General features: G+C 67.8%; 24 protein-coding genes and 1 pseudogene. 13 read left to right on the top strand and 12 right to left on the bottom strand.

Features of this window, described 5'->3' with window-relative positions; translation table 11 throughout:
* Window positions 1–2: 2 nt before the first annotated feature.
* Together ACZ4XJ_RS36975 and ACZ4XJ_RS36970 are read right to left on the bottom strand one after the other, a co-directional pair.
* A complete protein-coding gene (locus ACZ4XJ_RS36975; protein WP_468498820.1) occupies window positions 3–713 on the bottom strand; it encodes a hypothetical protein in 711 nt (236 codons plus the stop codon).
* A 268-nt stretch (window positions 714–981) separates the two neighbouring features.
* On the bottom strand, window positions 982–1,320 hold the full coding sequence (locus ACZ4XJ_RS36970) for a hypothetical protein (RefSeq protein ID WP_468498819.1): 339 nt from the start codon (window positions 1,318–1,320) through the stop codon (window positions 982–984).
* Between the two features lie 181 nt (window positions 1,321–1,501).
* Between ACZ4XJ_RS36970 and ACZ4XJ_RS36965 the strand changes: the two genes are divergently transcribed.
* A complete protein-coding gene (locus ACZ4XJ_RS36965; protein ID WP_468498818.1) occupies window positions 1,502–1,876 on the top strand; it encodes a VOC family protein in 375 nt (124 codons plus the stop codon).
* Window positions 1,877–2,235: 359 nt separating this feature from the next.
* Here ACZ4XJ_RS36965 and ACZ4XJ_RS36960 read toward each other — a convergent pair whose 3' ends face one another.
* Both ACZ4XJ_RS36960 and ACZ4XJ_RS36955 read right to left on the bottom strand, forming a co-directional pair.
* Complete coding sequence (locus tag ACZ4XJ_RS36960; RefSeq protein ID WP_468498817.1) at window positions 2,236–3,015, bottom strand: SDR family NAD(P)-dependent oxidoreductase; 780 nt, start codon at window positions 3,013–3,015, stop codon at window positions 2,236–2,238.
* A 616-nt stretch (window positions 3,016–3,631) separates the two neighbouring features.
* Window positions 3,632–3,949 (bottom strand): DUF4240 domain-containing protein, encoded by a 318-nt coding sequence (locus ACZ4XJ_RS36955; RefSeq protein ID WP_468498816.1) that lies wholly within the window; start codon window positions 3,947–3,949, stop codon window positions 3,632–3,634.
* Between the two features lie 308 nt (window positions 3,950–4,257).
* On the opposite strand from ACZ4XJ_RS36955, the gene ACZ4XJ_RS36950 reads away from it, so the two are divergent.
* Complete coding sequence (locus tag ACZ4XJ_RS36950; protein WP_468498815.1) at window positions 4,258–5,328, top strand: tyrosine-type recombinase/integrase; 1,071 nt, start codon at window positions 4,258–4,260, stop codon at window positions 5,326–5,328.
* Entirely contained in the window at window positions 5,325–5,666 is a 342-nt protein-coding gene (locus tag ACZ4XJ_RS36945) for a hypothetical protein (protein ID WP_468498814.1), read from the top strand. Before ACZ4XJ_RS36950 ends, ACZ4XJ_RS36945 begins: the two co-directional genes overlap by 4 nt.
* Before the next feature lie 194 nt (window positions 5,667–5,860).
* On the opposite strand, the gene ACZ4XJ_RS36940 is transcribed toward ACZ4XJ_RS36945, so the two are convergent.
* A complete protein-coding gene (locus tag ACZ4XJ_RS36940; RefSeq protein WP_468498813.1) occupies window positions 5,861–6,808 on the bottom strand; it encodes a hypothetical protein in 948 nt (315 codons plus the stop codon).
* Window positions 6,809–7,266: 458 nt separating this feature from the next.
* Window positions 7,267–7,680 carry a MarR family winged helix-turn-helix transcriptional regulator gene (locus ACZ4XJ_RS36935; protein WP_468498812.1) on the bottom strand — a complete coding sequence of 138 codons (414 nt, stop codon included), beginning with the start codon at window positions 7,678–7,680 and terminating at the stop codon, window positions 7,267–7,269.
* A 162-nt stretch (window positions 7,681–7,842) separates the two neighbouring features.
* Here ACZ4XJ_RS36935 and ACZ4XJ_RS36930 point away from each other — a divergent pair, with 162 nt between their 5' ends.
* Both ACZ4XJ_RS36930 and ACZ4XJ_RS36925 read left to right on the top strand, forming a co-directional pair.
* Window positions 7,843–8,172 carry an STAS domain-containing protein gene (locus ACZ4XJ_RS36930; protein ID WP_468498811.1) on the top strand — a complete coding sequence of 110 codons (330 nt, stop codon included), beginning with the start codon at window positions 7,843–7,845 and terminating at the stop codon, window positions 8,170–8,172.
* Between the two features lie 849 nt (window positions 8,173–9,021).
* Window positions 9,022–10,044, top strand: coding sequence for an ATP-dependent DNA ligase (locus ACZ4XJ_RS36925; RefSeq protein ID WP_468498810.1), 1,023 nt, complete (start codon window positions 9,022–9,024; stop codon window positions 10,042–10,044).
* 725 nt (window positions 10,045–10,769) lie between these two features.
* On the opposite strand, the gene ACZ4XJ_RS36920 is transcribed toward ACZ4XJ_RS36925, so the two are convergent.
* Both ACZ4XJ_RS36920 and ACZ4XJ_RS36915 read right to left on the bottom strand, forming a co-directional pair.
* Window positions 10,770–11,351, bottom strand: a complete 582-nt coding sequence (locus ACZ4XJ_RS36920; protein ID WP_468498809.1) for a carbohydrate-binding module family 14 protein — start codon at window positions 11,349–11,351, stop codon at window positions 10,770–10,772.
* 699 nt (window positions 11,352–12,050) lie between these two features.
* Entirely contained in the window at window positions 12,051–12,491 is a 441-nt protein-coding gene (locus tag ACZ4XJ_RS36915) for a hypothetical protein (protein ID WP_468498808.1), read from the bottom strand.
* Between the two features lie 239 nt (window positions 12,492–12,730).
* Between ACZ4XJ_RS36915 and ACZ4XJ_RS36910 the strand changes: the two genes are divergently transcribed.
* Window positions 12,731–13,108 carry a hypothetical protein gene (locus tag ACZ4XJ_RS36910; protein WP_468498807.1) on the top strand — a complete coding sequence of 126 codons (378 nt, stop codon included), beginning with the start codon at window positions 12,731–12,733 and terminating at the stop codon, window positions 13,106–13,108.
* Here the strand turns inward: ACZ4XJ_RS36910 and ACZ4XJ_RS36905 are convergent.
* From ACZ4XJ_RS36905 to ACZ4XJ_RS36895, 3 genes and pseudogenes are all read right to left on the bottom strand, one after another.
* Window positions 13,047–13,325: pseudogene (locus ACZ4XJ_RS36905) on the bottom strand (HNH endonuclease); the annotation flags it as partial. The gene ACZ4XJ_RS36910 and the pseudogene ACZ4XJ_RS36905 sit on opposite strands and share 62 nt — an antisense overlap.
* A 444-nt stretch (window positions 13,326–13,769) precedes the next feature.
* On the bottom strand, window positions 13,770–14,342 hold the full coding sequence (locus ACZ4XJ_RS36900; RefSeq protein ID WP_468498806.1) for a YidB family protein: 573 nt from the start codon (window positions 14,340–14,342) through the stop codon (window positions 13,770–13,772).
* Between the two features lie 72 nt (window positions 14,343–14,414).
* Complete coding sequence (locus tag ACZ4XJ_RS36895) at window positions 14,415–14,597, bottom strand: hypothetical protein (RefSeq protein ID WP_468498805.1); 183 nt, start codon at window positions 14,595–14,597, stop codon at window positions 14,415–14,417.
* A 438-nt stretch (window positions 14,598–15,035) separates the two neighbouring features.
* On the opposite strand from ACZ4XJ_RS36895, the gene ACZ4XJ_RS36890 reads away from it, so the two are divergent.
* Window positions 15,036–15,587 (top strand): EF-hand domain-containing protein, encoded by a 552-nt coding sequence (locus ACZ4XJ_RS36890; RefSeq protein ID WP_468498804.1) that lies wholly within the window; start codon window positions 15,036–15,038, stop codon window positions 15,585–15,587.
* A 903-nt stretch (window positions 15,588–16,490) separates the two neighbouring features.
* Here the strand turns inward: ACZ4XJ_RS36890 and ACZ4XJ_RS36885 are convergent.
* The gene (locus ACZ4XJ_RS36885; RefSeq protein ID WP_468498803.1) at window positions 16,491–16,763 is read right to left on the bottom strand and encodes an RNA recognition motif domain-containing protein; all 273 of its coding nucleotides are present in this window, start codon (window positions 16,761–16,763) and stop codon (window positions 16,491–16,493) included.
* A 434-nt stretch (window positions 16,764–17,197) separates the two neighbouring features.
* On the opposite strand from ACZ4XJ_RS36885, the gene ACZ4XJ_RS36880 reads away from it, so the two are divergent.
* The 6 genes from ACZ4XJ_RS36880 (at window position 17,198) to ACZ4XJ_RS36855 (ending at window position 21,971) form a co-directional block, all read left to right on the top strand.
* A complete protein-coding gene (locus tag ACZ4XJ_RS36880) occupies window positions 17,198–17,401 on the top strand; it encodes a hypothetical protein (protein WP_468498802.1) in 204 nt (67 codons plus the stop codon).
* A gap of 305 nt (window positions 17,402–17,706) precedes the next feature.
* Window positions 17,707–18,054 (top strand): C2 domain-containing protein, encoded by a 348-nt coding sequence (locus tag ACZ4XJ_RS36875; protein ID WP_468498822.1) that lies wholly within the window; start codon window positions 17,707–17,709, stop codon window positions 18,052–18,054.
* Between the two features lie 638 nt (window positions 18,055–18,692).
* Window positions 18,693–19,061, top strand: coding sequence for a hypothetical protein (locus tag ACZ4XJ_RS36870; RefSeq protein ID WP_468498801.1), 369 nt, complete (start codon window positions 18,693–18,695; stop codon window positions 19,059–19,061).
* Window positions 19,062–20,019: 958 nt separating this feature from the next.
* The gene (locus tag ACZ4XJ_RS36865) at window positions 20,020–20,187 is read left to right on the top strand and encodes a hypothetical protein (protein ID WP_468498800.1); all 168 of its coding nucleotides are present in this window, start codon (window positions 20,020–20,022) and stop codon (window positions 20,185–20,187) included.
* A gap of 425 nt (window positions 20,188–20,612) precedes the next feature.
* Entirely contained in the window at window positions 20,613–20,912 is a 300-nt protein-coding gene (locus ACZ4XJ_RS36860; RefSeq protein ID WP_468498799.1) for a hypothetical protein, read from the top strand.
* Between the two features lie 648 nt (window positions 20,913–21,560).
* Entirely contained in the window at window positions 21,561–21,971 is a 411-nt protein-coding gene (locus tag ACZ4XJ_RS36855) for a DUF6228 family protein (protein ID WP_468498821.1), read from the top strand.
* Window positions 21,972–22,244 lie beyond the last annotated feature (273 nt).

Genomic DNA, 22,244 nt, shown 5'->3' with positions numbered 1-22,244 from the left:
ACCTAGCCGTGCAGCCAGATCCGCAGCGGACCGACCGGCTCGAAGCCGTGGCGGACGGCGACCGCCAGGGCGTCGCTGTGCTCGTAGCCGACCACCGGCAGGGTGGGGAACAGCCAGTGCACCGCGTCAAGTACGACCGGCCAGGCCGCATCAGGGCCGCCGTCCAGAGCGAAGACATTGGAGATTCCGACCACACGGTCGCTGCGGCTCGCCACCGCTCCGGCAATCACCTGGCCGCCAGGGGACCGTCCGGCGAGCACGAAGGTGGCCGGATCGTCTAGCAGTTCGGGCCGGAAGATGTCCGCATTGCCGTCCCCGTCGTCCCAGGCAAGCGCCCAGGCGCGCAGCGTGTCCGAGTCGCCCGCCACGTCCCAGGCAAGGTCCGACGCAGTGGCGGGCGCACTCGCCGGGCGGTAGATCCACCGTGCATCGAACAGCACCCGAAAGCCGGCCTCCGTCAGGTCGAGGTCAGCGAAGCTGTCCTTGACGGAGGCGCCGGGCGCGGTGGTGTCGATCCGGGCCGCCAGCACGGCCGAGTCGGCACCCGGCACCAGCGTCACCGCGTCGGGGTAATACAACGGCGTTCGGGCCGGGGCGGCCCAGGCCTGTGCCCTGAACTCACTCGCCAGGTCGTGCGATCGGCTCATCGCCGCGCACCACTCGGCGTTGTTGCGGGCGGCGGCCTGGATCAGGAGCTGCTTCGGCGTCGTCACGAGCGCGGATCATGCTCCATCCCGGCCAGGCCTGTCGAACGGTTTTCCGCTTCCCGCGGGACGGACGCTCCGAACGTCGGCCAGCTCTGGGAGTTGCGGGCTCTGTCTCCGATCACAAGATCAGCGACAGAGCCGAATAACGTGAACGTTCACACGACGTAGCGGTCGCCACGACGGGTCCGCGCAGCGATTTCGCCGGCAACGTCCGCCGGGCCGTTGCGTCTGTCGTTCCTACTCGCTGCCCTGGAGCCGTTCCCGCCGACGGGTGTCAGCGTGTGGAGGGCGTGCCGAGGAGGACGAGGATGATGGAGGCGCAGCAGCACAGGGCGACGAGGCAGAGTTGTAGTTGGCGGCAGCGAGATCTGTAGGGAGCCTTCAGCGCCCGTCCGTGTGCGTGCAGGGTGGTGAGCATTTCGCGGTTCATCCGCATGTGGTGGTGGGCGAAGCGGGTGACGACTTCGTGTTGTTCGTCTGGGCCCAGCCAGGACAGCTCGCGGTCGAAGGCCTCGCCTTCCTCCTGTGCGCGGCGTAGTGCGGCTTGGTGCATCAGGTGGCCTTCAAGCCGGGCCAGGCCCGAGGTGACGTCGTCGGGGTCGGGATCGCTCATCGTTGTCCCTCAGCGGCTGCACGCGCTCTGGTCCGGTCTACGGTCTCCGTAGTGAGCCGCGGTGCAAGGGCGTGTATTCCCCGCGTTCAGGTGATGTACCGGTATCCCGTGGAGGAGGTGGTGTCCCGGGTGATGCCCCGGTATCCCGTGTAGGCGGTGGTGTCCTGGGCAGGGGTGCGGGATGACGACGATGCTCGGTGCTTTCGTGTTGGATACGTACGATCCGCCTGCCCTGGCTGACTTCTACCGGGCTCTGCTGGGCTGGGAAGAGGTGGAGCGTGAGCCGAAGTGGGTCCGCCTGCGCGCGCCGGAATCAGAACGCCCAAGCCTCAGTTTTCAGCTGGAGAGCGACCACACGCCCCCGGTATGGCCACAGGGCCCCGGTACGCAGCAGATGCAGGCGCACCTGGACATCCAGGTGGACGACTTGGATGCGGAAACCGAGCGTGCCCTGGGTCTGGGCGCGAGGCTGGAGGGACATCAGCCTCAAGAAGGTGTACGGGTTATGCGGGATCCGCACGGTCACCTGTTCTGCCTTTTCCTCCCCGGCGCTTGACCGGAGGGGCGGGACGCCCGCGGTGACGAAGCCGCGCGGGAGCGCGTCCGGTGCCGCACCTGCCCGGAGCGCCCTATCGGACACGCGGGCGGTCCGGGCTCGGGCCCGTACGACAGGCGGAGGGCGAGGGCGGCGCCGTCCCCTCCCGAGGCAGCCACCACGCCTGGAGCCTCGCATTCGGCCCGTCAGCAAGTGATCCATTCGGCTACCGCAGGTATCGCGATCGGGCCAGCAGGGTTCCTAGGTCCAGCCCGGGGACCCCAGCTTTGTTCCGGGAGCCTCAGCCAGGTGGCGTGAGTAGCGCAGCCCAGTCTTGGCAAGCAGTTCCTCGAAACGATTCCTGAGCGTGCCCCGGGTGATCACCCGGCCGCGATCGGTCCGAGGTAGGTACCGCCGGAGACATCGATGGTCTGGCCGGTCACCCAACGCCCCTGCGGGCCCACCAGGAAGCCCACCACGTCGGCGACGTCCTCCGGCTCGCCGATCCGCCCGAGCGCGGTGATCGACTCAAGCGCGGCCACCGCCTCGGGAACCGCAGCGTAGGGGGCGATCATGTCGGTCAGCACCACCCCGGGTTCGACCGTGTTCACGGTGATCCCACGCCGGCCCAGCTCGTTGGCGAGCGACGGGCCGAGAGCCGCCAGCGCCGCCTTGGTGACGGTGTAACCGATCTGGCCGGGTTCCGCGATCCGGGTGGCCGCCGACCCCATGTTGACGATCCGTCCGCCGTCCCGCAGCAGCGGCAGCGCCCGCTGAACCACGAAGACCGGCGTGCTCACGTTGACCGCCAGCAGCCGCTCGAACTCCTCCTCGGTGAGCTGCCCGATCGAACTGACCGAGTGGATGCCCGCGTTGTTGACCAGGATGTCCAGGCCCTCCGCGCCGTGGTCCGCCAACCCGGCGATGAGCTCCTTGAACAGCCGGTCCACCGCACCGCTCTCGCCGAACCGGGCCCGCACCGCGAACGCCCGGCCACCGATTTCGGCGATCCGCGCCACGGTCTCTGCGGCGGCCGCATCATTGCCGCCGTAGTGGACCGCGACGAGCACTCCCTCGGCGGCGAGCCGCAGGGCGACCGCGCGCCCGATCCCGCGCGAGCCGCCCGTCACCAGTGCGGTCCTGCCGTCCAGTTCCCCCATGATCACCTCTCCCCTCGTGATGCCCCGGTCGATCCGGGAACGATTCAGCCTGAGCGGCCTCAGTGAAGTGCAGTGCTGATCTTCCCGCGCCCACCCAGGTCGGTGCCGTGCCACCCAAGGATTCAGCACTCGCCTTCGACCGACCCGCTCAGAGAAGAATGGAATGCCGTGGCACGTACGTCATGCCGTGCCCCCTCCCGTTGACCACTTCGCGGACGCTCCCACCCTGCCGGAGCCGGGCCTTGACCGACAGGGCACGCTCAGTCAGCCCTGTGGCGGGAAGACATGCTGGGCGCCGTGATCAATCTCAGCACCAACGGCTGTTCGGTGATCCCCAAGGCCGTACCGGGCAGGCGGAGGTGCGACGGGTCATACGCCGGACTCCAGGATCGGGGTACGACAGACAGTCCACCGGGACGCCGCCCCACTGATTCTAGATCCCCAGGCTCGACACTCCGCGTGGGTGGTTTCGGAACCCGCTGATATGTCGACGCCACCGAGCCGCCGGCTGCTCTCCGCACCCGCCGACAAACGCTCTCCGTTCTCGGTTCTGGCACACATTCCGTGAGGACGATCAACGGCGGGGGAGTTCGTCACCACCCACAGGCCATGCCGTTCAATCAGCCCAGCCCTCGGTGTTGGAGCAGGATTCGTAGGAGTAGCGGGTATCGCGATCCCACTCCACCCCGGTGATTCGTTTGTATGCCCGGTCCGGGGCGTAGAGCAGGGGCTCGGCCCAGATGAGGTCGGTGGCGTAAGGAGTGAAGGCCGAAGGATCCTGGAGGGCGCTGTCGAATTCGGTGCGGCCGGCGGCGACGACCGCGGCACGGGTGTAGAGGAAAGCATCTCCTCCCAGGTCGTGGCCGTACTCCTTGCGGTCCAGCCGGTAGAGCGCCCATGACAGTTGTTCGGCAAAGCCGATGACCAGCGACAACGGGGACTGGGCAAGTCGCTGGTGAGCGTGGCTGCAAGGAGTTCGGCGTCCGGGTCAGGTTCCGTGGGCCTGCAGTCCTCGATGAGCTGCCAGAAGCCGTCTTCGTTCATGCCGGCGAGCATGCCGCACTGGTCTGACAGTCCTGGCTCCGGGTCACCAGTTTGCTGCGGCTGTGAGAAGGACGCGTTTGCGGAGCAGAGGGAGCTTGGCTCGTCCGAACATCTGGCGTTTGACCATTCTAAAAGTTACGTGGAATCTGTCCGGGGTGATCATGTCTCCCCGGTGCAACCACGGACTTGGGAGATGGCTTGAACGGCACGACGGTGCTGACGGAGAAGTGGCCGGTGCTGGGCCGGCACGAGCAGGCAGCGGTGTGGCTGCAGATCTGGACTGATCTCGGTCGGGCGCCGAGGACGATCGACGCCTACGCCCGCAGGCTGGCCGAGTACCTGGCGATGTGCGAGCGGGAGAACGTCGAACCGGTCACCGCTAACCGCGCCCACATTGCGGTCTATGTAAGGGAGCTGACATCGCGGCCGCACCACCGAGGGGCGAACGTGGTGGCAATCGACTCGGGGTCGGGGCTGGCCAACGCCACCATCCGGCAGCGCCTGGTGCCGGTCCGCTTGTTCTACGACTTCCTAATGGAGGAGGGCCTGCGCGAGTCGAACCCGGTCGGCCGCGGACGCTACACCCCTGGGCGCCAGCAGGGCGGGCAGCAGCGCGGACTGGTGCCGCGGCTCACGAAGCTGCCATGGATCCCCAGCGAACAGCAGTGGCTGGGAATCCTGCAGGTCGCGCGAGAGGAGTCGGTCCGCAACCGGGTGATGCTGGCCCTGGCCTACGATGCCGCGCTGCGGCGAGAGGAACTGTGCTCGCTGCGTACCGACGACCTCGATCCGGCTCACCGGACGCTGAGGGTGCGGGCGGAGACGACGAAGAACCGGCTGGAGCGGGTGGTGCCGTACTCGGCGTCGACCGGCGTGCTGATGTCGGCCTACCTCGCCCACCGGGCCACAATCAGCCGGGCCAGGGGGCCGCTGTTCCTGTCGGAGTCCCGGCGCAACTGCGGACAACCGCTGACCCTGTGGACCTGGTCGAAGGTGGTCCGCCGGATCGCCCTGGCGGCCGGTGTCCCGCGGTTCTCGACCCACACCACCCGGCACCTGTGTCTGACCGATCTGGCCCGGATGGGCTGGGAGCTGCACGCGATCGCATCCTTCGCCGGCCACCGCAACACCGACTCCACGCTTCAGTACATCCACCTGTCCGGCCGGGACCTGGCCGACAAGCTCGCCCGCGGCATGGAACACATCCACGCGTGGCGAATAGAGGCGCTCACCTCCCCGAACGGCACGGCAACGGAGGCGGCACGGTGAACACATCTCGCCTGGCCCTGCCCGCTGAGAACGGGCCCGAACGCTGGTCCTGGCCGATAGTCCCGGACCACTACGACACTGCTGTCGAGGTCCGACCCGCCGAGGCGGTGGCAGTGAGCGAACTCGGGGTGCGGAATCTGCGCCGGCTCAAGGACCACGATCCGTCCGCTGCCGGCTGGCGGGTGATCCACCGTCTGATGGTCCCGCTGGAGGCGGTCAACGCCGCTCTGGACTCGCCACCTACCCCGCACCGTCGACGCGCGATGCTCGACGTGATCGCTTTGCTGCTGACGCGCTGCGCGGAGACTGGCCGAACTGCGGAAACAGCATTCCTATGAGGTCATCACACCGCACCACGGTCCCAGATGACAGGACGTCACCGCGGCAGAACGCCGTTGATCGTCCTCACGGAATGTGTGCCAGAACCGAGTTGTAAAGCCAACTATTCACGGGTTCGGGAGGCACCTACGCGGTGTCCTGTTCGATGTTCATGGGAGGTGGCAGCGCCCCAGCCCGAGAAGCTCTGCCCCGCCTATTGCAGGCTCCATCGGTGCGGGTGTCCGGGCTCGGCGGGGCAGGCGAAGATGTTCAGCAGGCCGTCTCGGCCGATCGTGAGTTGCGTGGGGCAGCGGTCCCGTAGGCGCTCGGCGATGTCCCATTCCTCGGTGGGCATCCAGCTGCCGTTGGCGCCGCTCCACTCCCAGCTGTCGAGGGTCAGCAGCAGGACCATTGGTGCGGCACAGGCTTCGCAGGTCATCGGGTGGGGGTCGGTCGTGTGCCAGGAGGGGAATCCACCCACTCGGCAGCCCTGTGGAATGGACAGGTCATGGTGGTAGGTGACCGGCTCGTCGTCCAGGCCGCGCTTTTCCGCCCTGCGTTCCTCCGCATCCTCCCAGGCGTCGATTCTTCTCCATAGCCCCGTTGGCAGTGAGCCGGCGTACGGGTAGGTGACGACCTGTTCGGGGTGCAGCACGCATGGCTCTGCAACCGCGCCTTCGAAGCCGACCAGCGCCGGCTGCGGCGAAACGTCCAGCGGCACGGCAACCTGGTCGGAGTGGCGCCAGCGCACGTGCGGGGCCAGGCCGTAGCGGCTCGGGCCGTGTGCCTCGAACGGACACCAGAGGACCTGGAGCAGGTCGCATCCGTCCGGGCCGGGCGGGAGATCCGGGACATCCCGCCGGTACAGCTGGACCAGGCCGATCAGGGGGATCGGATCGGTGTCGGCGATCTCCCGTTGGCGGTGCCTGCGGCCGAGCTCCCTGAGTTGGACCCGTTCCTCGTCGGTGGGCCGGTCACGGGCCCAGGCATCCGCGAGCACCTGACGCCCGCGATGAATGTCCGCGACGCGGTACCCGCTACTGCGCTTGTGCGGCTCGGTGCAGACCGGCCACGGCTCGTCGGCCGGCCACAGCAAAGGACCACCGACCGAGCTGACCGACGCGTCCGGACGCCCCGGCCGCGGGTGCAGTCGCGTCGTCAAACCCCGAAACGTCCCCAGCTTTGGGAAGAGCTCCTCAACGTGCACGGTGCGCGGCGGCGTAGTTCTGGTCATGGCGGAGACCCTAAGCCACCACATCGGCCATGATCACACGTGCCTGTGCTGTCCGAACTCGGGTTCTGGCTCAACTTCTGCGGAGCTGGGCCGTCGCGTCCGTGCCCGCGTCGTACCAAGGGACTGACCTTTAGGTCCCCATCATTCGGGGTCCCGGTGAACCGATTATCGAGCCGTCACCACAGAAGTTGAGCCAGAACCCGTTCGCGCGTACAGAGCCACTGGGCCGCAGTCGTGATCATGGCTGTCGCGGGCCGACCGAGCTGCTGCCGCAGGTCCAATCGCGAAGGTGGCCGGCTGCCATGGGGGTGCTTGTTCCCCCCCGCGGACTGCAGCGGGTCTGCCGGGGGTCGAATTGGCTTGCGCACCGGGCCGGGGCTGCTGTTCTAACGCGGTGGTGTGCCGGTGACCTCGATGTCGTCGAAGAGGTCGAGCATTCGGCCCAGCACCTTGAGGCAGGCGGCCACCTCGCCGTCGGTGAGCCGGCCGCCGGTCCGCCGTAGCAGGGCGTGCTCGCGGGCGGTGGCGGCGGTGATGGCCGTGAGGCCGGCGTCGGTGAGCCGGATCAGTGAGGAGCGCTGGTGCGCCGGGTTGGGGACGGCCTCGGTGAGACCGCGCGCGGCGGCGTCGTTGACCATGCGCTGCACGAACTGCCGGCTCAGCGACTGGGCCTGGCTCATCTGGGGGACCGTCATCGGCCCGTGTTCGCGCAGCAGGTCGAGCACGGCCCGCACCCCGACCGAGAGGTCCTCTCCCGGGGCGTCCTGCTCGATCTTGCGCTGGACGAAGGGAGGGCTCATCGCTGCTCCCTCGATCGGCGGGCGGGCGACCGTGCTGGGTGGAGCGGGCGGCTTGCTCTGTGTCGTGGATCATGGGCGGGTCCGGCCTGGTGTGGGAGGTGGGTACTTTGGCCGCAGGGGGCGGGCGTGGTTGTGCGTCGGTGGGCGAGGCTGGGAGTTGCGGTGGAGCAGCTGGTGCGGGTCCTGCCCGACGAGGATGGTGTCCGCGTGATCGTGTGCGGGGGCGAGTTCGACCAGGACACCCTCGGCCTGTTGCAGGAGGCCGGGACGGCGGCCGTGGACGTTCCGGGGGTACGGCGGATCGTCCTGGACGTCACCGCGGTGACCTTCGCGGACTCCTCGATGCTCAACCTGATGCTGCTCCTGCTGCGCAGCGGCCGTCTGGTTCTGGCCGGTCCGCTACCCGACCGCCTGGGCAGGTTGTTGGACGTCACCGAGGTCCACGCCCTGTTCACCACGACGGACGGCACCGAAGCGGCCCGCGCGCTGTGACGCCGTCCCGGGCCGTGACCGGGGACGCGTAACGGATCGGCGCGCGACGCGTATCGAGTGATGCGGCCCATCGGGTTGTTGAGGGGACGGCGGCCCCGCCGCCGGGCGAGGTGGCGGGGCCGCCACACGGTGCCGGCCCGGATGGACGGGGCGGCGGGCACGTGTCGTCACTCTCAACGTCAGTGGCAAGCGGTGCGTCACGCCGGTTGGACTGTTCAGGTGGACAGGCGGCTTTGGCACCGCCCTTGTAAGGCTCCCGAGGTAGCGCGCTTCGTGGCCGGGTCCCAGCATTCGCGGGGCACGTCGATTTCGCTGCGCCGTGCGGCTTCCCGCAGCTCCTTGCGGATCGGGAGCCCGCCGACCCGGTCCGGGAGTCGACTCCGCGCCGCCGGGTAGATGGGCGCCGGCTGGCGGGCCGGGTGGCCGCGGCGCTCGTAGTGGAGGCGGTACAGGCCGCGCTGTCCGCATGGGCGCCGGAGTGGGCGGAGCTCGCACTGGCCCTGACCACGTCCGCACGGGTCGTTCTGCGGCTCCGCCAGGGCCGCGGCGGGCGCCCGCGCAGCTAGCCGAGCCGGCGGATTTTCGGGCCGCGTGAGCGGCTGGGGCCCGGGGGTGCCGTCGTTGACGGCACTCCCGGGCCGGTGCCCGCCCGGAGACGGGTGAGGAGCAGGGGGAGGGATCAGCGGCGCATGCCGCCACCGTGCCGCACACCGGCCGTTCGGCGCCCTGGACGGCCCCGCGCTACCCCTCGGATGGATGACATCGCGGGCACTGCCGCCGGGCCTGCCGGGCGGCAGTCGCCGGGCGCGGTGGACTCTGGAGGGGAGGGCCGTGGAGGGAGGCCGGGTGATGTTGCGTCCGCCGGTGGAGCCGATGTTGGCGCAGGCCGCAGAGGTGATGCCGCCCGTGCGTCCGCTCGGTTCGGGGGTGGCGTATGAGCAGAAGTTCGACGGGTACCGGGCGCTGGTGTTCACCCCGGCCGCCCCGGGTGGGCGGGTGTTCCTCCAGACCCGCCGCGGCACTCTAATCCAGGGCGCGTTTCCCGATCTCGTAGCGGCTGCCGAGGCGCAGCTCCCCGCCGGCCTGGTCCTCGATGGTGAACTGCTCGTGTGGGACAGCGTGGCCGGCGCCTTCTCGTTCGAGGGGTTGCAGCGCCGGGCCGCCGCCCGCGCCCGCAACGCTCCCGGCCTGGCCGCGAAGCTGCCGGCGTTCTTCGTGGCGTTCGACGTCTTGCAGATCGACGGCCGCGAGCTGCTCCACCTGCCGTATGTGGAGCGCCGCGCCCGCCTTCAGGCCCTGTTCGCCGACCACGCCCTGACGGCCCCCTGGACCCTGTGTCCGATGACCACGGACCCGGCCAAGGCCCGGGAGTGGCTGGAGTCGTGGACGGAGGTGTCCGGCATCGAAGGTCTTGTGGTCAAGCCCCAGACCAGCCGCTACATGCCGGGCCACAGGGGGCCGTGGACCAAAGTCAGACGACGGGACACCACCGAGGCGGGCGCGATCACCGGCACTCTCAAACGGCCGCAGCTCCTCGTCCTCGGCCGCCACGACCCGGACGGCCGGCTGCGCACGGTCGGCCGCACCGTTCCGCTGCGTACGCAGGCGGCCCACCTGGTCGCCGAGCACCTGACGGCGACCGATCCCGGCCACCCCTGGGAAGGTGTCACGTTCGCCGCGACCTGGGGGTCCCGTGACGTCCTGGACGTGCGCCTGGTCCGCCCCGACCTGGTGGCCGAGATCAGCGCCGACCGCTCAACCGACCGGGGCGGCGTATGGCGCCACCCGCTGCGCTTCAAGCGGCTGCGCCTGGACGTGCGCGTGGAGGATGTCCCGGTGTTCGGGCAGGGCCCGGACGTCGCAGCCGGCTGACGGGTACGGCCCGGGCGGCGAGGGCGGTTCGACGGACACCCACTTCCCCTTCACCCGCTCAAGTGACGGCATGCGCACGTCGGGTTCCCGGTCGCGCAGGAGGAGAACGCGCTGCCCCATTCGAGGGGCGAGGAGTCCTGCCAGGGGCCGGCTGGTGACGAGCTGGCCAGCGGCATGCGCGTCGCGTGCCGTCTGCCGAGCGCGAGGGACCGCAGCGGCCCGACCGCCGGGCCGCTCTCGCCCCGATGGCGCGCCGTGGCTGCGCCGCTGGCCCTGGGCGTCGTGGGGGCGCTGGTGGGGCGCTGCCTGGCCGAGGTGCCTCCGCCCGCGCTGTCGGTGTTGCTGCGGTGTGGCTGGTGACGCCCGGGGGTCGGTGTCGGGTCAGTCGTGGTGGCCGGGGGCGGTGGTCAGTACGGGATTTCGGGAGTATCGAGCTCTGCACTACCCAGGCATGGTTGCGCAGTTCGTCTGACCCGGACGTAGGGGTCTCCCCTCGCATGGGGCGAGCGTCCGCATGCTGAGCTCGTCCAGCGCGAAGGAGCAGGCGGTGACGCCCGGTGTCGGCGGACAGCGCGGCCACCGGGAAGACGATGTCTTCCGTGGCGGCCACGAGCAGACCGGAATAGGGGAACAGTGACCCGACGACCCAGCGAGCCGAGCCGACGACGTCCCCTAGATACAGCCGACACCCCCGGACATGAGCCGTGTCGCGCTCGTCGAATCGATCAGAGCAAGGAGACTGTGCCGTGTCCGGTGGAGCTGCTGAACGTGGACGGTGCGCCAGCCGCGGCGTTTCCGTTGTAGACGGCGGTGTAGCCGCGTAGCAGTTCATCGACGGTCGACAGCAGTCCGGAGGCGTCACAGGACGCGTGGCCGTTGCCGTCGGTGGTTGCGCTGCACAGCACGCGGCCGTTCTTGCTGATGAAGGTGATCGTGCCGTTCATCACGGGGGTGCCCGCAAAGTAGGTCAGAGTGGCGTTGAGGTTCTGGACCCCCAGCGGCAGGAGGCTCACTGTCGCCCCGCCCGCGGTCAGGGTCGTGGAAACCGGCGACGGCGGCGACGTGTCACACACCCTGAACGTCATGTTGAAGACCAGGCGTGTTCCGTCGACGTTCAGCGGACACTGCTTCACGTGGGCGAGCCCGTGGGCACACAGGATCCACGATGTGGAGTCCTGCCCGTTGGGGTACTCCCCGGGGGCCTTGGTCTGGCAGATCGGCACCTCGTCAGCGGCCTGGGCCGGTACCCCGGCCCCCACGAGGGCCAATGCGGCCGCACTGACAACGACAGCGATACGACGAAACACAGCGTCTCCTCACCGAACCGCGCCATACGGCCCACATGATCGTAACGACGCATGACGCCTCCGTCAGGACAACGAAAAAGGGGAGTCTTCAGCGCACCGCCACGTCCAGGCAGCGAAGTACGTGATCGCGAGCGTGTTCCGGCTCGGTCGGGCAGCGGCCATACGCGCATCCGAAGCCGAACACCGAGCCCGGAGCTCGGTGCGGCGAAGGAGATCTGGCGATGGCGGCTATCCACTGCCGCCGGCTGAGGCGTTGATCCTTACTTGGCCGAGTTGATTTCCAGTTGGCCCGCGGATGCCCGTGGCGATCGGCGCGGCCCTCTCGTCATGCCGGCGCCGGCGGGGCAGGATTTGGAGGGTGACGGGTGAGTTGAGGGCGGAGACCGTCGTGTGCTCGTACTGCGTGGCGGGCCCGACTGATGGCCAGGCGCGTACGGTCGCGGTTGCGGCCGGGTGCCGGCTGACGGTGACGTGGCATGTGCTGTCTTGCCCGCACTATGCGGCTGACCGTGTCCTGGCGGGAAAAGAGGACTGAACCCGGGCCTCGGTCCGTTTGAGCCGCGCCGACGCCGAGAGGTACGGACCGGGCGCGGCCTGACCCCCGTGCAGGTGCTGTCCGGCCGCCGAGTCCGCAGCCCGAGCTGGCGATGTCCTCCACGACGACCGCACCATCCCGGTCCGCTCACTATGTGAGCTCACTCAACGCCGGTAGTCGTCGATGCTGACCAAGGGAGTACCCAGGAGATCCTCTTTGGCGACGTCGTATTCCCAGATCTCAACCTTCCAGTACTGGCTATCGGCGGTGGCGCTGCGGGCTGCGGTCGTGGCGTGGGAGGCGGCAGCGGCGGTGATGGAGTCCTTGGCGGTGGCGGTCACGATGGCGTAGGCGCGCGCGAGTTCCAACAGGGCGCCGGCGGCCTGGCCGGCGTTCTCGGCCGCGACGCGTTCAGCTGTGGTTGCGATGGCCTGGAGCAAGGCGTCGCGTGCGTCGCGGGAGGCTGGCGGCTCGGTCACCCTGATCACGGTCGGAATCTGACGGATGCCCTCGTCGAGGGACGTTGCGGTGGAGGGGATCCCTTCGGGTGTAGGTGCTTCACCGTCGGAAGGGTTTACGGCGGAGGGTGTTTCACTGCTGCTCATAGAGACTCCTAGTTCCTCCGGGACGATCTCAAGCTGGATCGGCGCCGGGAAGATGCGCTCACTACGAATGCAGCGGATGCCCGTGGCATCGACGGCTGAGAGGCGGCGACTTGTCGTTACGGAGCGAGGCCAGGGTGGAGCGGAGCTGTGGATTTCCCGAAGGCGCCTCCTGGTACTGCCGAACAGGCGTTCCTGCAGGTCAGGACCGCTACCCCATCGCGGACAGTAGCGATCTTCTTGTGACCAGCAACGAAGCAGAGTCCACCGTGATCGCCCCCGACGACGGTATCCAGCAGATGCCGGTGGTGATCAGGACTCCCGAGGTGCCCGGCGCCGTTGAGGCTCGCGATGCGCTGCTGCGGGCCATCGGCACCGAAGCCCAGCACGTGGTGGACAAGAACCCGGGCCAGGCATCGTCGGCGCTGGAGGAACTCGCGCGTGCCTACGCCCTGGTCACCGCCGGCCCCGCGGCCGCCCCCAACTTCGCCCAGGGCATCACACCGCTGAAAACCGGCAGGAATTCGGGCGACATCACGGCCGGCGCGCTGGCAACTATCAATGGCGCAACGTACCTAGCCGAAGCCTACTTGCCGTACAACAAGGGCGAAATGCGCTAATCCGCCCTCTCTCTGTTTCCGTCCCGGTACATGCACCGTCACTGTGCCGGGGCGGCGCGCTGCCTGGAACGGCGGACCGGCGGCCCCCGGAATCTTCGCGAGTCTTGAGCCGGTGGCACGGACGGCAGAGCTGCTGAACGTTCCCGTCCGTGTCCGTCCCGCCGAGTGTGAGCGGCTGTGGGTGGTCCACGTCGTTGGCCGGCGCGAGGACGAACCTGCACCGCTCACAGCGCCACCCACCGCCTGACGGATCGCTTTCCGGCGTCGGCGAGCCGCATGATTGCCGCCCGCGAGGTGCTGGCGACGCTTTCGCCGGGCACGGACGCGCGCACGTCCCTCGTGCTCCTAGTGGTGAGCCTCGCGGCGGCCGCGGTGTGTGGCAGGCTCTGCGGGTCTACCGCCGCCTCGACAGGGCCTCGAACCAGCCAGTCATGGTGGCATACAAGGGCTTCGCCCTAGGTCAGGGTTCCGGTGATCTGCGGGGTCCGGTGTGCTGTGCAGCCGGGTTCAGGCAGGGTGTGGGGCCCGATTTCCGGCGTCCACAGTGTCACCGCTCCTGGTGGTGGTGTCGGCTCTGGCTTCTACGGGCGGAGCGGAGGCGGTGGTGCCCGGGACGCGATGGCCCGGGCACCCTCCGCAACATCACCGGTGGTCCGGGGCTCTACCCGCGGGGCTCGTGGTCGAAGACCACGGTGAAATTGGTCGTGAAGAGCCCGGCGTCGGTGGCGGCCGGGCGTGCTGCGCTGACCACCAGATCGGTTTGGGTTCCAGGGATGGAACTGGCGTCGTCCACCACCTCCAGAGGAGATCCGGTCAGTGTCACACCGTTGAAGGTGGTGGTCAGCGCGAGAGCGCCGGAGCGGTTGGAGAGTGACGCGGGGCCCCCGTCGGTGTAGGCGGCGATGCGACCTGTGCGGGCCTGGATGGCCACGGCTTCGTCCCGGGTGCGGGCCACTTCGACGTGGCCGTCGGGGGAGGCCGTGTCGATGAGTGCGGGGAGATCGGCGGCGAGGACTGCGGCGAGGTCGCCGGGTTCACGGCCGAGGGATTCGGCGGCCTGGGCGAGCCGGTCCTCTCCGATGGCCTGGGTGATTTGTTCAGCGGTCACGGGCTCGTTGGGTGCGGAGCTGATCCAGGACCGCAACTGCGGTTCCAGACCGGCGTCCGAGAGGCCCTTCACCGAGATCGACAGGGTTGTCGGCGCCACCGCGCCGTCGTTCACAGGGTCGGTCATGAGGGGATTCTTTCCCACCGCCCGTCCACTGGAAAGATCGTTTCCCGTCGACGGCGCCGCCCGATCCGACTCTCAGATGTGACGATCGCGGGCTCGCTGCCGGGTCCCATTCGAGTTGGCGTTGGAGATCCATATGCCCAGTTCGACGACCACCGGCCCCGCCTCACCGTCGACCGCGAGGTTCACCGCACCGAAGCCGAGTTCGACCATCTTGCCGCCACCCTGCGCGCCGGCGCGGCAGGCTAGGACCGTCATCTCCTGGCCTACCTGGACGCGCTGGAGGCGATGATCGCCGGAAGCCTTGAATGGTCTTACCTCACCCTGCGCTACAGCGGCCCCGGCCACCAGTGGAACGGGCACACCGACGCCACCGCCGTCCTCACCCCCGACCGCACCCTCTACCTCCCAACCGGCCCCCGAGCCGTCCACCCCGTCTCGGGAACCGGCCCCGGGACACCAGGGCGACGCTCATAAGGAGCGCTGCCAGCGGGCCGGCGGAGACTGTGCCTGCGCCGCGACCTCGCACCGGCGAGGCGGGGCGCCGGCGGCGGTGGGTGATGCGTGCGTATGTCCCGTCTATCCCCCGGCACGGTGGCAGCGCGCCGAAGTCCGCCGGCGGCGGCGCGGGCGGCTCTACCGTCCGGGGAAGCGCTGTCGGCCATGAGGGCGGGTGGCCTGTGGGGTGAGGACAACGTGATCGCGACTGCCGTGCAGGGCCAGAAGTTCAGCATTCTCTTCGACTGGTTCGACCAGGACCGTGACGGGCAGCTCTCGCAAGGCGACCTGCAGGCGACGGCGAAGGTGTTCGCGCAGGTCGCCCGGGACGAGGACCACACGAACGTGGCCGCGATCCATGCCGCGTTCGGGCAGTGGTGGCAGCTGCTCCTGGAGCACGCTGACACCGACGGCGATGGGCAGGTCTCTCGGGAGGAGTTCGTCACGGCGATGCAGGACAGTGTCACGGCGCCCGAGCATTTCGAGAGCGCGGTCATGGCGATCGCCGACGCGGTGATGAACGCCGCCGACACCAACACGGATGGTGTCTTGAGCCGGGACGAGTACGTGGCCATGTACGAGGTGCTGGGCGTCTCCCCGGAGCACTCCGTGCCCGCGTTCGCCCGCCTAGATGTGGACGGTGACGGGGTGATCAGCCACGACGAGTACCGCACCGCGATCGTCGACTTCTACCTCAGCACCGACCCCAACGCCCCCGGCAACTACCTCCTGGGCCCGGTCGCGGCCTGACCGAACGGATCTTCGGCGCCTCGCGGACCTCGACACGGAGCACGCGCCGGGGCCCGAGGGACGACTTCGGCATCGTGGGAAGGCGCCCCCCTGGGCAGGAACACCGCGGGCCGCCGGTGAAGCTGTGGGCGACGTGCTGTGCGGCTCTACTGCACCTTGCCCAGGGTGGTGGTCGGGGAAGCCCACTCGTCCACGAGGTAGGTCAGGTCGGCCTCATCGTGTTGGAGACACGCCTGCACACGCATTTCGAAGTACCAATATCCCTTCGGAGCGTGTTCGGCTGCACACTGGGCGCATACGGGGAATGCATGATGTACAGGCCGTCCGACTTCTTCTCGTAGAACGTGCCTCCGTCGCCGTAGGGGTCGGGGTAGTAGCCCAGGGCCTGGGAGCGCAGCAGCTTCTCCCAGCCGGAGCGGCCCATCGCTGTCAGCTCCTCGCGGTCCTGGCGGCTGTATGTGTACTGGGTCGGATTTACCACAGGGGCTTCTGTTCACTCGACGCTGCGGAGCACGGTCGGCCTCATCGTAGTGATCTTGCAGCTGCGTACAGGCAGGAACGACGTACACCGTCGAGACAGCCCGTGGACAGCAGCCCGCCCAGGCGAGGGATACGCCCGGTGGTGATCAGGACTCCCGAGGTGCTCGGCAGCGTTGAGGCTCGCGATGCGCTGCTGCGGGCCATTGGCACCGAAGCCCAGCACATCGCGGGCAAGAACCCGGGCCAGGCGTCGACGGCGCTGGAGGAACTCGCGCGTGCCTACGCCCTGGTCGTCGCCGGCCCCGCGGCCGCCACCAACTTCACCCAGGGCAGGTCGTCGGGACCTGGCTTCTACGCCGCGTCGGTCACGCCAACTCAGACCCCACCTGATCGACGGCTGCCTCACCTTCGCAGGTCTGGCTATCAACCCCCCGACCTCACCCTGAGGACCGCAGTAGTGGGTGGAGAGGCTTCGGTGACCGTGACTGTTCGCCCCTCGTGGTTCGTGCCGTGCAGCTCGTCGATGGCAGCCTTGGCTTCCTCGTCGGTGGACATCTCTACAAACCCGAAGCCCTTGCTTCGCCCCGAGGTGTCGCACATCAGTTTGGCGAAGGTGACCGTTCCGCAAGTTGTGAACAGCTGCTTCAGGCCCTCCTCGTCGAACGAGTGGCTCAGCCCGTACAGTCGCTTGCCCATGCAGGCTTCCCTTCTCCGAGTGCCCGGACGGCAGTCCGGCTAGGGCTGCCCTAGTTGGGGCTACAGCAAACCGTCTCTGACGAGCAGTTTCAACGAGCCGCGTCGCAGTCTGCGAACCTGGCACACGAGCGCAAGTGCCGAAGCGCCGCCTCTCTACCAGTAACAGCGCGGTCGCCGGACATCGCGAAGCGGCGGGCGGCGAGGCCGTTGTCGAGGGTCTCGCCGATCTGCTCACACAGCGGGGTGAGGACGTCGGCCGTGTCGGGGCCGGACAGGTTCCGGGCAGTCGATATGGCGAATGGTCGCCCCGCTGGTGTGGATGGTTTTGGTGCTCCTCGTTTGGCTGGTGCACACGTGTAGAGCTGGTGACCTGACTAGGGTTCATCTACACGCCAACAGCTTCGGCATGTTGGTTACTTTGCCTAGGAGGCGCCATGTCTGACACCACACCCGAGCCGCCCAACTTCGTCCTGAATGGCGGCAGGATCGTAGGAGGCGACATTCCTGACACCACATCCGAGAACGACACCTTCACCATGAGCGCCGGTAAGATCGTCGGTTCCTTCGAGGATGGTGACGGAAGCGTCGGCCGGATTCACATGACCCGGGAGCAGCTCGAGGGGCTTGCTGGCGAGTAGGGCGGTGGGGACTGCACGTGCTTACGACCCTTTTCGGCGTACTCCGGTGGGCGGGTTACTCATGGGTGGTGCAGTCCCTGCGCGCGTTGCCTTGCGAATCCTGTGGCCACCCTCTGTAGCTCGGGGTCCGCACCGCAGCGGCCCGTGTTCCTTGTTCAGATGCCGGGTTTCGCTGGTTCCTCCGTGCTCGTGCCCTCGTGTCGCCTACGATCCGCTGGTGGTGGAATCCAAGATCGCCGAGCGGGGCTTGGGATTGCGGATTGCCGACCACCACCATCGGATGACAAGGAGCGATCGTGACCGCAATGCAGCTCAAACTGTCCGCCAAGGGACTGCCCAACGTGGACGTACCGGGCTCGGGTACATCTGACCCCTTCGCGAAGGTGTTCACTTATAGGTATGAAAGCTGGGTTCTGGTCGGCACGACCGAGGTTGCCAACGAGAACGTGAACCCTGTCTGGGCGAAGACCTTCACCGTAGACGTCATCAACGGTGAGGAGCAGTACCTGAAGGTCGAGGTCTGGCACGACGGCGCCGTGAAGGACTCCCTCATCAGTACTGCCCTGGTCTCGGTGCGTGACTTGGTGGCCAGCCAGGGAATTAAGACGTTGCCTCTGTCTGGGGAAGGCACCGTCACTGTTCAAACGGCGTGACGGTGTGCCGGCTCGGTCCGCAGTAGCGCTGACCGAGTCGGGACGTGTGTGCGGTGATACGCAGGACTGAATTCTGGACTAGGTGCCGGGTGGTCAGTACCTCTGTGTCGTCGCGCCGCCAATCTCCAGCTGGTCCCTTCTCGACTTGGTGTTGGAGATCCATGCGCCTGGTTTTACGACTGGCGCGCTTCACCGTCGACCGTGAGTTCTTCGCCGGTGGCCGTCTTGTGGACGCGACCCTGCGCTTCTTGACGGCGCCGCCCTCCCGGCCGTTCGCGTCCGTGTCCGGGGTCCGGGTCTCCCCGGCGTCGGCCCGCTCCCGCTCCATCACCGCGCCCGTCGTTGCGGGCCCCGGGTCGGCCGGCCCTGACGGAGGCCGCCGTTCCGGCCACCGGCAGGCCTGGCGGCGTGGTGTCCGGGCGTGGATGGATCGCGTCCGGGCCTGGCGGGCAGGTGCTGCGAGCTGACCGGGGCTCGAACGGATGGCCTGGTTGGGGTTGGGGAGGTGGTCTGTTGATCGCCTTGAGCGGAATCGGCTACGGCTGGGATTGGCGTCTGTAGCCTTGCCGGTGGCTGGCCCCGGTCAGGGGTATGGCTGGCATGGTCGGGGTGTACCCCGGTGATGAGAGGGAGATCGTGTGAGCGGGAACATCATTCTCAGGGACATGATGGAAAATCCGACGAGCCTGCCCGTGGAGGGGCGCCTCGTGACGTCCAGGGATCAGCCGACTATCGGGCAGGCGGTCTCCTTCGAGCTTGTCAACGTCCCCGAGGCCACGCTGATTACTTTCTACACCAGCCCTGCCGCCGAGACCAGCCAGCGGTTCGTCGAATTGATGACGACGAATAAGCCGACGACGACCGCCTTCCCCGTCGGCATCCCTACTCTGATCGCCTTCAACACATTCGCCCATGCCGCGCCTGGCGTTCAGATCTGTGTCCGCAGTGGTCACGTCACCGAGGTCGGGGCTATTCGAGTGGAACTGAACAGTCGTCGCAGGCACTGACACGTCGTCGGCGCGCCGCCTTCTGTGCGTTCTCATGCATGTTGCGGTACGGCCGTCTCTTGCCATCTCTTTGACCTGTGATGCTGCAGGTCGATGAGACGACCCCTGATGGGTTGATTCGGGTGCTGGAGGAGGTTCGACCTGTGGTGCCGCAAGTTGGATGAGAGTCCCGCAGATGTATTGAGAATTTCGGCAGTCGCCTTCCGCGGGCGAGCGGACACCAGGGAATTAAGACGTTGCCTCTGTCTGGGGAAGGCACCGTCACTGTTCAAACGGCGTGACGGTGTGCCGGCTCGGTCCGCAGTAGCGCTGACCGAGTCGGGACGTGTGTGCGGTGATACGCAGGACTGAATTCTGGACTAGGTGCCGGGTGGTCAGTACCTCTGTGTCGTCGCGCCGCCAATCTCCAGCTGGTCCCTTCTCGACTTGGTGTTGGAGATTCATACGCCTGGTTTTACGACTGGCGCGCCTCACCGTCGATCGTGAGTTCTTCGCCGGTGATTGTCTTGTGGACGCGACCCTGCGCTTCTTGACGGCGCCGCCCTCCGGGCCGTTCGCGTCCGTGTCCGGGGTCCGGGTTTCCCCGGTGGCGGCTCGCTCCCGCTCCACCACCCGCGCCCGTTGCCGCGGCCCCCGGTCAGCCGGCCCTGACGGAAGCCGCCGTTCCCGCCCACGGGCAGTAGGCCGCACTGGTCAGGGGCGTGGGGTGTGGGCGGTGACGGCGGTGGTTCCTGTCCCCGGAAGTGGGCGTCTGGAGGCGTGGTGTCCGGGGGTGGACGGATCGTGTACGGGCATGGCGGGTTTCGGGGAGTAGATGTAGCGCATGGTCACACTCTGGTGTGCGTGGTTCTGGGGCTTTTTGTCTTGCTGGCGCACACGTGCAGGGCTGCTGACCTGACTAGGCTTCATCTACACGCCAACATCTTTAGTCTGTTGGCTACTTCGCCTAGGAGGCGCCATGTCTGACACCACACGCGATCTCTCCCCCATCATCATGATCGGTGGCGAGATCGACGGCGATCTTGTGGCCGGTAGCGGCGTGGACAGCATGATGATGTCGGGGGGAAAGATCTCCGCTGTGGCCGGAGATGACTCTGACTTCTGGGGCGAGGCCGTCGCCGAGTAGAGCGGTGGGGACTGCACGTGCTTGCGACTCTTTTTGGCGCACCCTTGGGGGTGGGTTAGTCGTGGGTGGTGCAGTCCCCGTACGCGTTGCTTCGCGGCTCCTGCGGCCACTGTTGTAACGGGGGGCAACGCTGGTGAGGGAGAGTGGGGCGCTCGGTCCGCCGTTCACTCTGTGGTGGGGTGCGCGGTAGTCCCGCTCTCTTCGGGGAGTGGGGGGTGGGGTTGTGGTTTGTTGATCGCTTTGAGCGGAATCGGCTACGGCTGGGGTTGGTGTCCGTAGTCTTGCCGGTAGTCGGCCCTGGTCAGGGGTTTGGCTTGGATGGTCCGGGGTGTACCCGGCGACGGGTTGGAGTTCGTATGGGCGGCAGGATCACTCTTAGGGACGTCTTCAAAACTCCGACGAGTCTGGCCGTGGACGGGAGGCTCGTGACGTCCAGTGACCAGCCGGCTGTTGGCAAGGCGGTCGCCTTCGACCTTGTTGATGTTCCCTACCGCACGCTGATTACCCTCTACAGCAGCCCGGTCGCCGACGCCAGCCAGTCGTTCATCGAACTGATGACGACGAATCAGTCGACGACGACCCGCTCCCCCGTCGACATTCCTCTCCTGAACATCTTCAACTCGTACTCCCACATCGCCCCCGGCCTGCAGATCTTTGACGGCAGTGGTCACGTCACCAAGGTCGGGGCTATCCGCACGGAACTGGAGTGCCTTCGACAGTACTGACACATCGTTGGCACGCGGCCTTCGGAGAGTCCTGAGAGCGAGTGCAGGGAGCCCTCTTGCGTCACCGAAGTCCGGGTGCCCGTGGTCCTACGGGGCCGCAGGGCCCCTTCACGCGGAGGGGGGCGCGGGGGGAATGTTGGCGGGACGCGACATTCTAGGATGGTTGCGTCACCTGGTGTCAGTGGTCGGCGTCACTGACGTGTCCGGCAAAACACGCAGGTCACGGAGGATATGAGGGGGAGTCAGGCCAGGATGGGTGAGCGGCTGCGCAGTTTCACTGAGCAGCGGCGACCACGTGCCGGCCAGCACCCAATGGTTCGGCGTTTCGTTCTCAGTAAGTTTGAGCGCTGTGACGTGCAGGTTTGTAATGATGCGGCTCCTGTTCTGAAGGTCCGGTGCTCATTTGTTGCTGAAGAGTGCTGCCGAATCTGGGGTGGAGCTCGCGCCGAGTCTGTGGTTGTTCAGGCGAGCCGGCCCTTCGGGCTCCTGGGGGTGGTGGGGGTGTTCTCGGGATGCTACACAGGCATCACGGTGATGATGCGGTGGGTTGATGCAGGCCCCCGGAGGGCCCAGCCGGGAGTGTGACGGCTGTCCAGTCCGGTCTACTAACCTGACCGCGTGATTGACTACGACGATTCCGGCCGTCCTATGGTCCTGGTGGGGGGCTCCGGGCCCGCACCGCTACTGCTCTCGGAGCCGACCCGGCGGTACGAGGACGAACTAACACTCGACTTTCTCATCAGGGCCCGCGGCCCCTGGGGAAGCGTCGAGACCTCGGTGGAGACCTGGGACGGCGACGGTCTCGACACCTTCCTCGCCTCACTCGCCGAAGATTTCCGAGGCTGGGAAGGAGTGCGTATGTGGCACTCCCTCTGCTACGACCTGACTCCCTCAGCGGAACACCACCCTGGCGGTCACGTCCGACTGGCCTGGGGGATCCGCGACCGAGCCCCCTCGGAGGAATGGCGGTTCGAGGCCACCACGTGGCACGCGGCGGGAGAGGACATGCGCAACCTGACCGCGGAGATTCACACGCTCCTCGCGAGCGTCGTGGAGTAGTTGAACGATCCCGGATGCCTTTCACCTGCACATGGGATGCGGCCTTAGGGTCTTGGGGGTGATTTGGTCCTGGAGGCGGAGCCGGAAGGAGCCCGGGTGGGGGAGCGGAGCGGACCCAGCCAACGGGCCGAAGGCCCGGACCCCGTGAAACGGAGGCCGGCCCCAGCTGGCGAAGCCAGCCCCGTCGAGCGAAGCGAGGCGGCCTCTCTGGGCGGAGCGCAGCGGAGCCCTGTCTCTCCCAAGCGCGCAGCGCTTGGGGTCCCGCTCCGCGGG

The sequence above is a fragment of the Streptomyces sp. NPDC029836 genome (assembly GCF_055574495.1).
Note: the sequence above shows the minus strand (reverse complement) of the source record. Positions and strands in the feature narration are given on the sequence as shown.